We start from the raw sequence: 14,618 nt of genomic DNA on the forward strand, positions 1-14,618 counted from the left end.
TCGGCCCATGCCCGTGTACTTCCTGTCATTGACCCTTGAGAACGTGCGCTGCTTCGGGCCCAGCCAGACGCTGCAGCTTTCCGATGGCCAGGGACGCCCGGCGAGATGGACAGTGATTCTCGGCAATAACGGCATGGGCAAGACGACCCTGCTGCAGGCGCTCACCACGTTCGAGCCCGATCCATTCTTGCCCGCCGAGGGAGGGCTCGCCTACTCACCCTCGGGTGCTCTGTCGAGACAGGACGACTGGTCTCCTGTTCGTCATCCAGCCATGTCCGCCCGCTTCGCCGCCAGGCTCGGAGCTGGAAGGTTGATGGTGGAGGGCAACAGACAAGAACATCAGGCCAGCATTACCTACGATCTGAAGCCAGACGACAGCAACACCTCCACGGACATCAAGGGTCCCTTCGTCCATCTGGTCTGCTATGGCTATGGAGCCACGCGCCGGATGGGAGCTGGCTCGTTATCAGCGCTGCAAGACTCTCAGCCCAGCGAAAGTCTCTTCTTCGAGGATGTTCCGCTGAGGAACGCAGAAGAGTGGCTCCTGCAGGCGGACTACGCGGCCAGCAAGGAGTCCTCCAAGAAGGGCGGAGCCGCACAGAGGCGGGATCGCATCAAGCAACTCCTGATCGAGCTGCTCCCCGAGGTGAGAGCTCTGCGCTTCGCACCTCCCGATGCGCGCAACCCGGCTGCCAGGGTGGAACTCCAGACGCCCTATGGGTGGGTCGCGATGCGGAACCTGAGCCTGGGGTACCGGACGCTCATCGCCTGGATGGTGGACCTCGCGAGCCGCCTGTTCGAGCGCTACCCGGAAAGCTCCAATCCGCTGGCCGAGCCAACAGTGGTGCTCGTCGACGAAATCGATCTCCACCTGCACCCGACATGGCAGCGTCAGCTCATCGGTTACCTGACCGAGCGCTTCCCCAACACCCAGTTCATCGTGACCGCGCACAGCCCGCTCGTCGTGCAGAGCGCCACGGATGCGAACATCGTGATCCTCAAGCGGGAGGGAGACCACGTCGTCATCGACAACGACGTGGAATCCATCCGGGGCTGGCGGGTGGATCAAATCCTTACGAGCGACCTGTTCGGGCTGGAGACGGCCCGGCCTCCCCAGGTTGAAGAACTCCTCAAGGAGCGGACCGCGCTCCTGTCCAAACCCCGGCTGACGCCCAAGGACAAAGCCAGACTGCGGGAACTGGAATCCGCGATCGGTCCCTTGCCCACGGGTGAGACGAAGACCGAGCGCGAAGCTCTCGAGCTCATCCAACGCGCCGCCGAGCGCCTGCGGGATGGCCAGAAGTGATTCGCATCCGAAAACCAGCCGAGCCTCCCGAGGTCCTTCGGACAAAAGGAGCACGCGCCCGGCGCGCCATGAGCACGGCGTACTCGCGCGCGCCTCGGAGCTACGAGAAGGGCAAGAAGCTGTTCGAGTTCGAGCCAGGCATCTACGCCCATGAGACCGTCAAACAGGCGCTGCTGGAAGCACAGCATGGCAAGTGCGCCTTCTGCGAATCGAAGTTCGCCCACATCTCCTACGGAGACGTCGAGCACTTCCGCCCCAAGGCGGAGTGGCGCCAGGCGGAGGGTGCGCCATCAGGCCGGCCCGGCTACTACTGGCTCGCCTATGAGTGGACGAACCTGTTCCTGGCCTGCACGCTCTGCAATCAGCAGTTCAAGAAGAACCTCTTCCCCCTACGAACCCCGGCGCTGCGGGCTCGAAGCCACAAACAGGACGAGACAGCGGAAGACCCGCTGCTGCTCGACCCCGCGGTGGACGACCCCGAGTCCTTCATCTCGTTCCGCGAAGAGGTGCCCTACGCGGTGGGCGGCAACGCACGCGGGGAGGAGACGATTCGCGTCCTGGGACTCCGGCGGGAAACGCTGGCCGAGCAACGCAGGAAGCATCTGAGCCTGGTGAACGCACTCCGGCGGCTCATCACGCTCCGCGACCCGGAGGCAACGAAGGCCCGGAAACTCCTCCAGGACATGCAGCAGGACAGAGGTGAGTACGCCTCGATGACCCGCGCATGCCTGCGCTGAGGGGGCAGAGAACCCCCGGAAACACGAAGGGTGAGGGCAGTGGCGAACCCGGGGTCCGCACCACCCTCACCCCGTCCCTCTCCCAGGGGGAGAGGGGAAGTGGCCGAGGTGAAATGACTCTACTTCGCGGGCGGATTGGCCACGGGGGCCTTGGCCTTCTTCTCCGCTCCCGCGAAGTCGCCGGCCTTGACCACCGTCACCTTCTTCCAGTCCAGGTAGCGCGAGAGCGCCGTGCGCACATCCTCGGGCTCGAGCTCGCTCAGGCGCTTCTCGAAGGCCGCGTCGAACTCCAGCGTGCGCCCGTAGTACAGGTACGACGCCAGCGTGCGCGCCAGGCCCCCGTCATTCGCGCGGCCCGTGCGCCGGTACTCCAGGATGCCCGCCCGCGCCTTCTCCAGCTCGTCCGCGGTGAAGCCCTTGCTCAGCACCTTCTCCAGCTCCTCGCGCACCGCCGTCTCCAGCTTCGCCGCGTTCTGCGGCGCGTAGATGGCGTACGTGGAGAACGAGCCCACCGCATCCAACGCGCCCGCGCTCAGCGAGCTGCCCACCGAATAGGACAGGCCGTCCTGCTGGCGCACGCGCGTGGCCAGCCGCGAGTTGAGGAAGCCACCGCCGAGCAGGAAGTTGCCGAGCACCAGCGCCGGGTAGTCCGGGTTGTCATCGCGCAGCCCCAACCCCTGGCCCGCGAGGAACAGCGCGTTGGCCTTGTCCGGCGTCTCGAGCATCAGCGCCTGGGCGCCCGTCTTGTACGGCTGCGCGGGGATGCGCGCATACGGCGCCGGGCTCTTCCAGCCACCGAACAGCTCGCCCACCTGCTTCGGGAGGGCCTCGGCGTCGAAGTCCCCCACCGCGGCGAGCTCGCCCTGCGAGGCGCCGTAGAACTCCCGGTAGAAGGCCCGCACCTGCTCCAGCGTGGTGCCCTTCACCCCGGCGAGCGACTCGTCCAGCGTCTCGGCGTAGTACGGGTGCCCGGCGGGGTAGGGAGACAGCGCGCGCGAGAAGGCGATACCCCCCTGGGTGTTGGGCTCGCTGCGCTGGGCCTCCAGCGAGGCCAGCCGCTCCTCCTTGAGGAGGGCGAATTCCTTCTCATCGAAGGCGGGCTCGCGCAGCACCTCGGCGACGAGCTTCATCACCTCGGGGAGGTTCTGGCGCGGGGCCTCGATGGAGACGCTGGCGCCGGTGGCACCGCCGTCCACGCCCACGCGGGCCTTGAGCTTGTCGAAGCGGTCGCGCAACTGCTGGCGGGTGTGCTTCTTCGTGCCGCGCATGAGCATCGAGCCGGCGAAGTCGGCGGCCTCGGCGCGGCCCCAGAGGGCCTTCTCCGTGCCCCAGCGCAGGTTGAGGGAGACATGGACCATCTCCCCGCGCGTCTTCTTGGGCAGCAGCGCCAGCTTGAGGCCCGCGGCCTGCGAGCGCCGCACGCGCTGCTCGATGTTGGCGGGAGACGGGTCGAAGGACTCGCCCACGGCGACCTCGCCGCGGCCCTTGTAGCCCTCGAGCATGGAGGCCACGTTGACGCGCTCGGGCATCTCGGAGCGGTCCGGCTTCGCGGTGGGGATGAACTGGCCGAGCGTGCGATTGGAGGACTTGAGGTAGCTCTGGGCCACGCGCGAGACGTCGGCGGCGGTGACGGCTTCAATCCGGTCGCGGTGGAGGAAGAACAGACGCCAGTCGCCGATGGCGGCCCACTCGGAGAGCTGGATGGCGGCGTTCTCCGAGTCGTTGAGCATGAGCTCCACGTACTTGAGGAGGGCCGTCTTGGCGCGGTCCACCTCGTCCTGGGTGAAGGGCGTGCGGGCGGCGTCCTCCACGGTTTTCAGGAGGGCCTCGCGGGCGGCGTCGAGCGACTGGCCCTCGCGGACCTCGGCGGAGAAGGAGAGGATGCCGGGGTCGTGGAGCTGGAAGTTGGAGGCACCGGCGCTGGAGGCCTTCTTGGTTTCGACGAGGGCCTTGTAGAGGCGGCCGGAGGGGGCGTTGCCGAGGATGTGGGTGAGCACGTCGATGGCGGCGAAGTCGGGGTGGGCGCCCTCGGGCACGTGGTAGACGGCGGAGAGGGCGGACACGTCGCCCACGCGGCGCAGGGTGACGAGCCGCTCGCCGTCCTGGGTGGGCTCCTCGGTATAGGTGGAGGGGAGGGGCTCGGCGGGCTTGGACAGACGGCCGAAGGTGGCCTGCACCTCGGCGAGGGCCTTCTGGGGCTCGAAGGCGCCGGCGATGACGAGCATGGCGTTATCGGGCCGGTAGTACTTCCGGTAGAAGGCCTGGAGGCGGTCGATGGGGACGTGCTCGAGGTCCGCGCGGGAGCCGATGGTGGACTTGCCGTAGTTGTGCCAGAGGAAGGCGGAGCTCATGACGCGCTGGAAGAGGATGCGCGAGGGGTTGTTCTCGCCGCGCTCCAGCTCGTTGCGCACGACGGTCATCTCGCTGTCGAGGTCCTTCCTGGCGATGAAGCTGTTGACCATGCGGTCGGCCTCGAAGGAGAGGGCCCAGCGGAGGTTCTCGTCGGAGGAGGGGAGGGTCTCGTAGTAGTTGGTCCTGTCCAGCCAGGTGGTGCCATTGGGGCGGGCGCCGCGCTGGGTGAGGGCCTGGGGCACGTTGGGGGTGGAGGGGGTGCCCTTGAAGAGGAGGTGCTCGAGGAGGTGGGCCATGCCCGTCTCGCCGTAGCCCTCGTGGCGGGAGCCGACGAAGTAGGTGACGTTGACGGTGACGGTGGGCCTGGTGGGGTCGGGGAAGAGGAGGACGCGCAGCCCGTTGTCGAGCCGGTACTCGGTGATGCCCTCGACGCGGGTGAAGGGAGCGGGGGGGGAGGCGGGGGCCTCGACGCGAGGAGGGGGAGCGGCGTCGGCGGGGGGCGTGGAGGGGCCCGGCGCGTTGACGAGCGGGGGAGTGCAGGCCGCGACGAGGAGGGCCGCGACGAGGAGGCGGAAGCGGGAATGAAGGCGCATAGGCATCTGGAGGCTACCAACCGGGCATGCCCGGGGGGTGTTCCCGAAAGAGGGGCGGGGAGGAAGAAAGCCCAGGGCTGAACGAAGCGGGGGAGGAGCTGACCAGGGGAGCATCCGGGCCATCCCCTCTCCCTCTGGGAGAGGGTCAGGGTGAGGGTCCGCCGCTGGGAACACCGTACCGAGAAGCCGCTACTTACGCGGAGTACCGCCACCGGAGGGCCTCCGCTCGCTTGGCGATCTTATCGCGTAGCCGCATGGGACGAAGCACTTCAGCCTCCTCACCGAAGCCCAGCACCCATGCTTCCATCTCGGGACAGACGCAAACGTCGAGTTACCAGTGGGGGCTCGAACGAATGGGCTCACGATGCAATAACGCAGGCCCAGGGACAAAGGTCCTCGACGAAGAGAGCGGAGGCTCAATTGAACGGACTCACGTACGACATGGTGCGCGTCGACTGGCGAAAGGCCATGCCTTTCCTGAAGCCAATCATCAACGGCTACCGGAGCCACTGGAACAAGGTCTACATCGGAATAACGTCCGCACCAGAGTTCCGATGGAACCAGCACCGGGTCTTGGGATGGCCGAAGGAAATGGTGGTCATCTACGAAGCACTCACCCCGATGATTGCCGGAGAGTTGGAGCAAGACTTGATTGACTACGCCCGGCGGTGCAACTTCCGCGAGGACATCCAGAACATCGGCCCTGGCGGTGAGGGAATTGAGAACGGTTCAGGGCACCACTACTTGTACCTGCTGATAGGTGACAGGAAGTAGCGAGTACCACCGCCTTCACAGGCAATGACAAGGCGTCACGAAGAGCCGAGGCTGATGGCCACCAACGCTCGGAGATCCACCACGAAGAAGAAGAGTTCCACCAGGCCCCGCGCACTGGGAACGGTCATCGCCGAACGAACCCTGACGGTCGGGGGGCAGAAGGATTCGTCCGTATGGATCCGAATCGGGAAGCCACGAAAGGATCGCTCCACGAACAACTACTTCTGTCCCTACAGCTTCGAGGGCCTGGACGACCGGAAGGTCCGCGAAGCCTGGGGCATGGACTCCATACAAGCCCTTCAAAACGCCCTGCAGTCCATCCGCCTCGAGCTCACCCCACATGCGGACGCGCTGAGTTGGGAGGGCGGACAGAACGGCTGGCTGGGATTTCCCAAGTTGATTCCCGACAGCTTCGGACCCACGTTCACCCTGCGGCTGGAGAAGATGGTGGAGCGGGAGACGGACCGCTTCGCACGAGCCCTGGAATCCACCCATCGCCGAGCCGGACAACCGGCGCACGACGGGCGAAGTCACAGGCGCAAGCGCTGACGCACACCGCCCTCCAGGCCGGTGGACGCGAGCTCCTCGCCGATGGGTTGCCCCGCGCGCTGCTTGGCGGTGGCCACCCAGGGCATCAAAGCCAGACGCTCGGCGGTCGCGGAGAGCAGCGCGTCCACGGGGGTCGCGGTGGGACCGGTGGCGCCGGAGCCCAGGGAGCGCACGCGGAGCCGCTCGAGCGCACCGCTGGCCTCCTGCCCCAGGAGCCACGTGTCCAGTTCCGCGGCCAACCCGGCCCGGGAGGGTTGCACGTAGAGCGCCACCACGTCCCGCGTGAAGAGCCCCACACGCTGCGACGGGAGGGCGGGGAAGGACGCATTCCCGGACTCTGCCCCAGGGAGCGCGAATCCCCCAGGGGACACGCTCGTCCGGCCCTCACCGGCATGTCCAGAGCGGACACAGGTGCGCGGCGCACCGGAAGTCGTGCAGGCTACCGGGGCATGAAAAGAGCCGGTCCGCTGTCACGCGTGGTGCTCGCGCTGGGGTTCATCCTGTGCGCTTCATGCGCCACCTCTCCGCCCGGTACTCCCGAGGCGTCGCGCCCACGAGAGGAGCCGAAGCAGGTGTGGACGACTCCTCTGCCCGATGGCCGCCTGCGGCTCTCCTTCGAGCCGGTGTCACCCGACCTGACCCTGGAGCAGCTGCGCCTGGAAGCAGCCCGGGAGGTGCTCACGTCCCTGCACGCTTCCCTACGAACCCAGCAGCACACCCGGCTGCGGCTCGTCCTGGCCTCCACGGCCACGGCCCAGCAGCCACCCCAGGGCTGGCGGTCTCACCTGCTCGAAGAGCTCCTCTCTCGTTTCGGCCCTTCCCCACTTCCCCTGCCCCCGTCCCTGGAGACGAGCCCTGTCCTCCTCGCCCTGAAGCGCGCTCCCCGCCACATGGGCGCGGGCGTCCGCGAGGCGGCGCACGAGCTGTTCTCCTCGCCTGTCTTCCTCTCCAGCGTCACCCTTTCGGTTTTCCTCTACTTCTCCGCCTGGCTGGCGCCCGAGCCAATTTTCACCAAGGCCTTCGTTGCCATGCTGACCCTGCGTCTGTCGCTGGCCGTGGGCGTGCTCGAGCTCACCCGCGTGGCCCTCGCCTGTGTCCAGCTGTACCGGGAGGCCCATGCCGCCAGCACGCCCCAGCAACTCGAAGCGGTGGCCGAGCGCTTCGGCAAGGCCCTGGGCGGCACGGGGCTGCGGGTGCTGATGCTGGTGGCCAGCCTGGGCATGGCCAGAGGACTGCCCCAGGTGCCCGAGGGCGGACTCGGAGCATTGCTGCGCGCTCCGCGCTACGCACTCCCCGAGGGCCTGTCCCTGGAGGGCGCATCGGCGGTGCAGATGGTGGCCGATGGCACCGTGCTCGTCACGGGCGTGGCCGCGGGCACCGTGGCCGCCACCGTGGGCAGCGCCTGCTCCGATGGCTCCGAGGCCAAGGACGGCTACTATTGGCACCATCTCGCCACCAACAAGAACAGCATCTCGGACCTGAGGGGAGGCCCATGGACACCCAGGTTCAAGCTCCTCTTCGAGATGGCGGGGATGGATCTGGATGCGAGGGAGAACCGTATCTTCCTCAAGGGACACAAGGGTCCTCATCCGGCGGGGTACCATGAGGTGGTGTACGACACGCTCCGTCGCGCCATGAGAAACTGTGCGACCGTTGCTCAATGCAGAAGCGCACTGGTGACAGCACTCCAGCAACTCGCGGATGAAGTCTGCACTCCCGGCTCACACCTCCACCAGCTCGTGACGAAGTCCCAGGATTGAGCTCGAAGCGAAAGACATGCCCAGCTACTACGAACTGAGGGACGACCTGTATCACCCCGGACGCTGGCACTTGCGGAGCCCGGTGGATGAACACGGGCAGAAGGTCAATCCCTGGCAATTCGACGAAGGCAGAAGGCTCGAGCCCATGGGAAACATCCTCTTCGGCGTGAGACCCGACGGAGTGGAACTGGACTTCAGCTGGGCCGCGCCCGCCATCCCCGTGGTGAGCAACCGCGTCATCCAGCTCCTCGAACGCATGGACCTCCAGCATGAGGTGCAATTCATCCCCGTGCAGGTGGAGAACCATGCCGGGCCCTGGTTCATCCTCAATGCGCTGCGCATCCTGCGCTGCATCGACGACGCCCGCTGCGCCGAGGTGCGGTACTTCAAGCCCGAGGATGGACAGCCGGAGAAGGTCGGCGAGTACAAGTCCGTGCGCGGAATGCGCATCGACCCGGCGAAGACGGAAGGCGCCCGGGTCTTCCGTCCCTGGGGCTGGCCAGAAGCCCTCCTCGTTTCCGAGGACCTCAAGCAGGCCCTGGAGCGCGAGGGCGTCACCGGCACGCGCTTCACCCAGGTGTGAGACAGGCCCCAGGCCCTACCAGCACCTGGCGGCGAAGGCGGCCAGCTCGCGGTTGAAGCGGCGGGCGTCCTCCCAGAAGGGCGAGTGGCCCACGCCCGGGTACAGGGACAGCTGGGCCCCGGGCACCAGGGAGAGGATGTGGCGGCTGGAGGCGGGCAGCACCATGCGGTCCTCCATCCCGTGCGTCACGAGCACCGGCACGGTGAGCCGGTGCAGCACGTCGTCATGGTCCTCGGCGCGCGAGCCGAGCGCCTCGCGCACGTACGCCGGCACCATCTCCGTGTAGGCCAACACGCGCTTGCGCGTCTCCTGCGACACCGGCTGGTGGTGCAGCAGGGACACGAAGGTCTCCAGGGTGGTGCGGCTCTGCCCCGACTCCTCGGTGAACAGCCCGGGAATGAGCGAGAGCAGCTCGGGCGACAGCAGCCCGAAGGCCTCCTCCGAGCCGCTCTTCACCATGGCGGACACGAAGTGCACTCCCGCCACGTGCTCCTGCCCGAAGTGCCGCAGGTAGTCGGCCACCACCATGCCGCCGTAGGACCAGCCCACCATCAACGGCCGCTCCAGCTCGAGCGCGGAGATGACGGCCTGGATGTCCCGGGCCCACACGCGCCCGTCCCCGTAGGCCCCGCGGGGCTTGTCGGACAGGCCATGCCCGCGCAGGTCCATGGCCACCAGCCGGAAGCCCAGGCCCAGGGCGCTCTGGAACTGCCGCCGCCACGCCAGGTGGCACTGCGAGAAGCCGTGGACGAAGAAGAGCGGCGGCCCGTACACGTCCCCCGCGTCGTACACCCGCAGGGACACGCCCCCGGCGCCTTCGAGGGTGTGGACGCGGACGGGGATGGGCTCGAAGAAGGGCGACTCGTTCTCCGGGTCCCTCCACGCCGTGGGCGGCTCCATCACCGTCACGGCCGGGCGCTGGCGGGCGCGCGCCATCGGAGCAGGCGTCTGCACGGAGAGTGAGAGGAGTTCGTCCATCATGGCGCGGGGTCCTCCGAGTTGCACAGGAGTCGACTCCGTTAGGAATAGGCATCCCCCGCACGAGCGGGAGCCCCCCTTCTCCAGAAGTCCTCCGGAAGCCCGGCTGACACTGGAAACCCGTCCATCCCAGGACAATCCGCATTCCCCGGCGGGGGCTGGAGCGAGGCCGCTTGCAGGGCGCGGGCCGGGGAAGTGAGCGGAAGGAGACAGATGACTGGCCGCCCTGCGCACCGGGGAGCGCGGAGGGAGAGAGGGCGCGGGCGTCGTCACGCGAGGCGGTTAGTAGTAAGCCCTCGCCGTACACGGACACGCAGGTAGGAGCCTCGCGCATGAAACGCATCTTGGTTGGGCTGCTCGCGCTGGTGGGCGCGCTGACCATTCTCTTCACCGGGCTGTTGCTGGGGCTGCTCTTCCTGGGGGCGTCGAACAAGCCGGGGGTGCCGGGACAGGTGGTGCTGGAGCTGGAGCTGGACGAGCGGCTGGTGGAGCACGAGCCGGAGGACTCGCTGGCGAGCGCGTTCGGCCCGGGGCGGCTGACGGTGCGGGACGTGGTGGACGCGCTGGAGCGGGCGGGAGGGGACGAGCGGGTGAAGGGGCTGGTGGTGAAGGTGAGCGGGACGCCGGGGAGCACGGCGATGGTGCAGGAGGTGAGGGACGCGGTGAAGGCCTTCCGGGAGAAGGGGAAGAAGGCGGTGGCGTACGCGGACACCTTCGGCGAGGGGGGCAGCTCGACGGGGGGGTACTACCTGGCCTCGGCCTTCGACGAGGTGTACATGCAGCCCTCCGGGGAGCTGTCGGCGACGGGCATCGCCATCGAGACGCCCTTCGCGCGGGACGCGTTGGCGAAGCTCGGGGTGAAGCCGCGGATGAGCAAGCGCCAGGAGTACAAGGCCGCGGTGAACATGTACACGGAGCAGACGTTCACACAGCCGCACCGCGAGGAGACGGAGCGTTTCCTGACGAGTCTCTTCGAGCAGATGGTGAAGGGAATCGCGGAGGGCCGGGGCCTGGGCGAGGAGCGGGCGCGGGCGGCGATGGACGCGGCGCCGCTGTCGGCGAAGGAGGCGCTGGAGGGGAAGCTGGTGGACGGGCTGCTGTACCGGGACGAGGTGTACGCGAAGGTGAAGGAGGAGGCGGGCGGGAAGGCGGAGCTCTTGTACCTGGAGAAGTACCTGGAGCGGGCGGGGAGGCCGAACCAGACGGGGGTGCAGACGGTGGCGCTCATCTACGGGGCGGGGGAGATTGCCCGGGGCCAGAGCCGCTCCAGCCCCATGTCGGGTGAGGCGACGATGGGGGGCGACACGGTGGCGGCGGCGTTCCGCAAGGCGGTGGAGGACAAGAGCGTGAAGGCCATCGTCTTCCGGGTGGACAGCCCGGGAGGCAGCTACGTGGCGAGCGACACGGTGAGGCGCGAGGTGCAGCGGGCGAGGGAGAAGGGCAAGCCGGTCATCGTGACGATGGGCTCGTACGCGGCGAGCGGCGGGTACTTCGTGGCGATGGACGCGGACAAGATTGTCGCGCAGCCGGGGACGCTGACGGGGAGCATCGGCGTGTACAACGGGAAGCTGGTGACGGCGGACTTCTGGGAGAAGCTGGGGGTGAACTGGGAGCCGTTGGGGGCGGGGAAGAACGCGACGATGTACAGCACGGACGCGGACTTCACGCCGGAGCAGCACGCGAAGAACGAGGCGTACCTGGATCAGGTGTACGCGGACTTCACGAGCAAGGCGGCGGCGGGGCGGAAGATGCCGCTGGAGAAGATGCGGGAGGTGGCGAAGGGGCGGGTGTGGACGGGGGAGGACGCGAAGGCGCACGGGCTGGTGGACGAGCTGGGCGGCTTCCCGGTGGCGCTGAAGCTGGCGAAGGAGGCGGCGAAGCTGGAGGGCCCGGTGCGGGTGGAGCTCTTCCCGAGGAAGAAGGGGGCGGCGGAGGTGCTCTCGGAGCTGCTGGGGGAGAAGCAGGGGGACAACAGCGACGACGAGGCGGGGGTGCGGATGGAGGCGCCGTGGCGGCCGTTGCAGGAGCAGACGCGGGCGCTGTACCGGCTGGGCGTGCAACTGGGAGTGGTGGGCGAGCCGCGCCGCCAGGTGCTCTCCGCGCCGCTGCCCGAGCCCACCTGGTAGTCCTCGAAACGCCTGCCCGTGTGCTCGCCGGAGCCAGGGGCAGGTGATAGAAGCCGAGGCCATGTCACGCCGCGATCTCTGGCGAGAACTCTACGAGCGCTTCGACCCGGAGTTGCCCGCCCCCATGGAATGGCGGGCTCCACGTCCGCACAGCCCGGCGCAGAAGATTCTGGAGACGTTGGACCGGCCCTTCGGCACGCCGCGCATCCTGCTGATGGGAACGGTGGGCACGGGCAAGACGACGGAGTTGATGCGCGTCGCCGATGAGCGCGAGAACCGCGAGCTGGTCGTCTTCCTGGACCTTGAGCGGCACTTCACCAACGTGGTGAAGGACCCGAATGCGCTGCACCTGATTCAAGCCTGGGAAGTGTGCTTCCTGGCGGGTCTGGCGCTGGTGTTCCAGTACAAGGAGCGGTTGGGGCTCGAGCTCGACCCCGAGATGGTGAAGCAACTCGGCCGGGCCTGGCAGGGGCTCGCCGAGGCCACGAAGACCCCGAATCCCCAGCTCGACCTGGCCTCCTTCGCCAAGGAGGCCTTGGAGTTGGGGGCAACCCTGGCCACCACGGGAGCGCTGGGCGGGGAGGCGGCGGGGACGGCCTGGGGGCTCAAGACCGCGAAGACCGTGATGGGTTCCATGCGGTCGTGGATCTGGAGTGTGCCGCTGGGGCGCAGTGAGAAGACCGTGCCCGACCAGGAGCGGCAGGTGCAGGAGCTGCTGGGCGCCGTCAACCTGCTGCTGGGTGAAGTGCAGCAGAAGCACCGCAAGGTGCTGCTCATCATCGATGGCCTGGATCGGATCCGGGATGTCAAACGCGCGAAGGAACTCTTCGTCGAGTCACAGCTCCTCTCCCAGCTCAGCTGTCCCCTGGTGGTGTGTGGGCCCTTCGCGCTGCGGCACCACGTGGCCACGGCCGGAGTCCGTGGCTTCAAGGCCAGCGCCCTGGTGAATGAGCCCGTCCTGGACCATGACGACCCGAGCCGCCCCGGAAAGGGAGTGGAGTTCTTCTGCGATGTGTATGCTCAACGGGTAAAGGATCTCGGAAACGAGGCCCTGGAACTGGTGGACCGGGAGCTGCTGGTCGAGCTCGCCTACCGCTCGGGCGGGAGAGCCAGGGATTTCGTCCGGTTCATCCGCTCGCTCGTCGAGCTGGCCTGGGACCAGGATGCATCCACGGCGACACCGGAGTTGGTGAAGCAGGTATTGGATGAATGGCGTCTGAGACAGGAGACAGGACTGAACAAGGATCACATCCGGCTCCTTCAGGAGGTCATGGGTGATCCGAAACACGAGCTGCCATCAGGCGAGCTGGCGCATGAGCTGCTCGACTACCATCATCTGTTGCCCTACCCCAATGACTCGGAATGGTACTACCCCCATCCGCTGCTGACGATGCATCGGGTCCAGCCACCCCAGGCTGGCTCCGCCGACTGAAGATTTCGCTGGGCCTGTCTCGCGCCGGGCTGCTGGTGCTGGTGGACCACGCCCGCCCCGAGCGGCTGGGGGAGTTGGTGCGGACATTGCTCCCCATCGCCCCGGAGCTGGAGGTCCACACCGAGGCCTACCGGCTGGCGGAGGCGAAGCCCGGCTCGATGCTGGTGCTGATTGGGCGCACGGAGGACGCGGACTGGCTGAACATCAACCGGCCGCTGTTCGCCTCGCGTGAGCTGCGAGTGGTGCTGTGGTGCACGCGCGAAGTGTCCGAGGCGTTGTTGAAGCGCGCCGTGGACTTCCTCGACTGGATTTCGCTTCGGTTGGAGTGCCCCGCGGGACCGGCGCCCTACGCGGTGGCGGGGCTGCGCTGCGCACTGGCCGCTCGGGTGCCCGGCATCGTTTGGACGGGAGGAGACCTGGAGGCGAGCTTCGCCGCGGCGAGACCGCGCCGGACGCTTCGACGGATCAGTGCAGCGAGGCCGTACGAGGAGCTCGTCGCGGAGGCGAAGGCCGCCGGCGGGAGGGAATGGCTCGCGTGGACGGACGTGGATGGAGACTTCCGGCTGCGGCGGGTGCGCTGGGCGCTGGCCGAGGCAAGACGCCGGACGCGGGCCATCCTGGTGGAACCCGCCGTGCGCTCCCCGGGGTGGTGGGAGGTGCATGCGCGGGTGGCGGAGCCAGCGGAGTCCTGCGAGCGACTGAGGAGCGCGGGGGCGAAGCAGCCAGGCCGATTGGCGGCGCTGGTGGACCTGGAGCCCGAAGCCATCCAGTTGCTGGGTGGACTGCTGGAACAAGGCGTCGGCGAGCACCTCCTGGAAGGGGAGTTGCTGAAGAGTGCGGATCCTGGAGCGGCTGTCGGGCGGCTGGCCTCTGAGCAGGGTCTGGTGACAGAGAAGGAGCTGGTCCGAGGAAGGGCGCCCCCGCCTGCGATGCGAGCATTTGGAGTGGTGCGTGACCGGATGCGGCGGCTGTACGAGGCGGACCTGAACGCCATCGAGCAGCGGTTGCACAGCGAGGCACAGGTAGACGCCGAGGACGCGGCTTTCTGGTCCGCAAGTACCCGCTCCACGCAATTCGTATCATCTGGAAGCCGAGGCGAGTTGGTTGAAGTATTGCTTCGGAGAACACCTTGGACAACTGGGCACTGGGAGCAGGCCGCCAACATCGCCCTCATGGCGGGAGACGCGGAGGTGGCCCATCACTGGGCTCGAAGAGCGTTCGAGACCGACAATGAACAATGGAAAGTGCTCACCCATGCGCTCATCCGACAAGGACGCCTCACCGAAGCCGAATCACTCCTCCGTCGCCAGCTTCAAACTGAACGAACTTCAGATCTGGCTCGCGGGTGGATCCTTCGCGAAATGGGTCTCATTCTACAAAGTCAGGGCAAGTATGCCGAGGCGGAGGCTCTGCTTCGCCAGTCTCTCT

General features: G+C 67.5%; 13 protein-coding genes. 9 read left to right on the plus strand and 4 right to left on the minus strand.

What is annotated here, in order from left to right; genetic code table 11:
* Positions 1-7 precede the first annotated feature (7 nt).
* Positions 8-1,306 carry an AAA family ATPase gene (locus Q664_RS25520; protein ID WP_075207508.1) on the plus strand — a complete coding sequence of 433 codons (1,299 nt, stop codon included), beginning with the start codon at positions 8-10 and terminating at the stop codon, positions 1,304-1,306.
* A gap of 68 nt (positions 1,307-1,374) precedes the next feature.
* Positions 1,375-2,043 (plus strand): HNH endonuclease family protein, encoded by a 669-nt coding sequence (locus Q664_RS52640; RefSeq protein WP_052518659.1) that lies wholly within the window; start codon positions 1,375-1,377, stop codon positions 2,041-2,043.
* Positions 2,044-2,162: 119 nt separating this feature from the next.
* Here the strand turns inward: Q664_RS52640 and Q664_RS25530 are convergent, their stop codons facing one another.
* Both Q664_RS25530 and Q664_RS62995 read right to left on the minus strand, forming a co-directional pair.
* Positions 2,163-4,988 (minus strand): M16 family metallopeptidase, encoded by a 2,826-nt coding sequence (locus Q664_RS25530; RefSeq protein ID WP_043401020.1) that lies wholly within the window; start codon positions 4,986-4,988, stop codon positions 2,163-2,165.
* A 193-nt stretch (positions 4,989-5,181) separates the two neighbouring features.
* Entirely contained in the window at positions 5,182-5,295 is a 114-nt protein-coding gene (locus Q664_RS62995) for a WCX domain-containing protein (RefSeq protein ID WP_084610371.1), read from the minus strand.
* Positions 5,296-5,408: 113 nt separating this feature from the next.
* Between Q664_RS62995 and Q664_RS25535 the strand changes: the two genes are divergently transcribed.
* Both Q664_RS25535 and Q664_RS25540 read left to right on the plus strand, forming a co-directional pair.
* The gene (locus Q664_RS25535; RefSeq protein WP_043401021.1) at positions 5,409-5,762 is read left to right on the plus strand and encodes a hypothetical protein; all 354 of its coding nucleotides are present in this window, start codon (positions 5,409-5,411) and stop codon (positions 5,760-5,762) included.
* 54 nt (positions 5,763-5,816) lie between these two features.
* A complete protein-coding gene (locus Q664_RS25540) occupies positions 5,817-6,311 on the plus strand; it encodes a DUF6968 family protein (protein WP_043401024.1) in 495 nt (164 codons plus the stop codon).
* Here Q664_RS25540 and Q664_RS25545 read toward each other — a convergent pair.
* A complete protein-coding gene (locus Q664_RS25545; protein ID WP_043401028.1) occupies positions 6,293-6,607 on the minus strand; it encodes a hypothetical protein in 315 nt (104 codons plus the stop codon). The two genes, Q664_RS25540 and Q664_RS25545, sit on opposite strands and share 19 nt — an antisense overlap.
* A 153-nt stretch (positions 6,608-6,760) precedes the next feature.
* Between Q664_RS25545 and Q664_RS25550 the strand changes: the two genes are divergently transcribed.
* Positions 6,761-8,071, plus strand: coding sequence for an AHH domain-containing protein (locus Q664_RS25550; protein WP_084610372.1), 1,311 nt, complete (start codon positions 6,761-6,763; stop codon positions 8,069-8,071).
* Positions 8,072-8,087: 16 nt separating this feature from the next.
* Positions 8,088-8,654, plus strand: coding sequence for an imm11 family protein (locus tag Q664_RS25555; RefSeq protein WP_043401034.1), 567 nt, complete (start codon positions 8,088-8,090; stop codon positions 8,652-8,654).
* 15 nt (positions 8,655-8,669) lie between these two features.
* Here the strand turns inward: Q664_RS25555 and Q664_RS25560 are convergent, their stop codons facing one another.
* Positions 8,670-9,635 carry an alpha/beta fold hydrolase gene (locus tag Q664_RS25560; RefSeq protein WP_052518660.1) on the minus strand — a complete coding sequence of 322 codons (966 nt, stop codon included), beginning with the start codon at positions 9,633-9,635 and terminating at the stop codon, positions 8,670-8,672.
* Between the two features lie 329 nt (positions 9,636-9,964).
* Here Q664_RS25560 and sppA point away from each other — a divergent pair, with 329 nt between their 5' ends.
* The 3 genes from sppA to Q664_RS25575 all read left to right on the plus strand — a co-directional run.
* Positions 9,965-11,758, plus strand: coding sequence for a signal peptide peptidase SppA (sppA, locus tag Q664_RS25565; protein WP_043401036.1), 1,794 nt, complete (start codon positions 9,965-9,967; stop codon positions 11,756-11,758).
* 61 nt (positions 11,759-11,819) lie between these two features.
* Positions 11,820-13,190, plus strand: coding sequence for a hypothetical protein (locus tag Q664_RS25570; protein ID WP_043401038.1), 1,371 nt, complete (start codon positions 11,820-11,822; stop codon positions 13,188-13,190).
* On the plus strand, positions 13,121-14,618 hold a 1,498-nt coding region (locus Q664_RS25575; protein ID WP_160174497.1), incomplete at its 3' end, for a tetratricopeptide repeat protein. The genes Q664_RS25570 and Q664_RS25575, both read left to right, overlap by 70 nt.

Origin of the sequence: Archangium violaceum Cb vi76 (genome assembly GCF_000733295.1) — a bacterium.
Classification (GTDB): Bacteria; Myxococcota; Myxococcia; order Myxococcales; family Myxococcaceae; genus Archangium; species Archangium violaceum.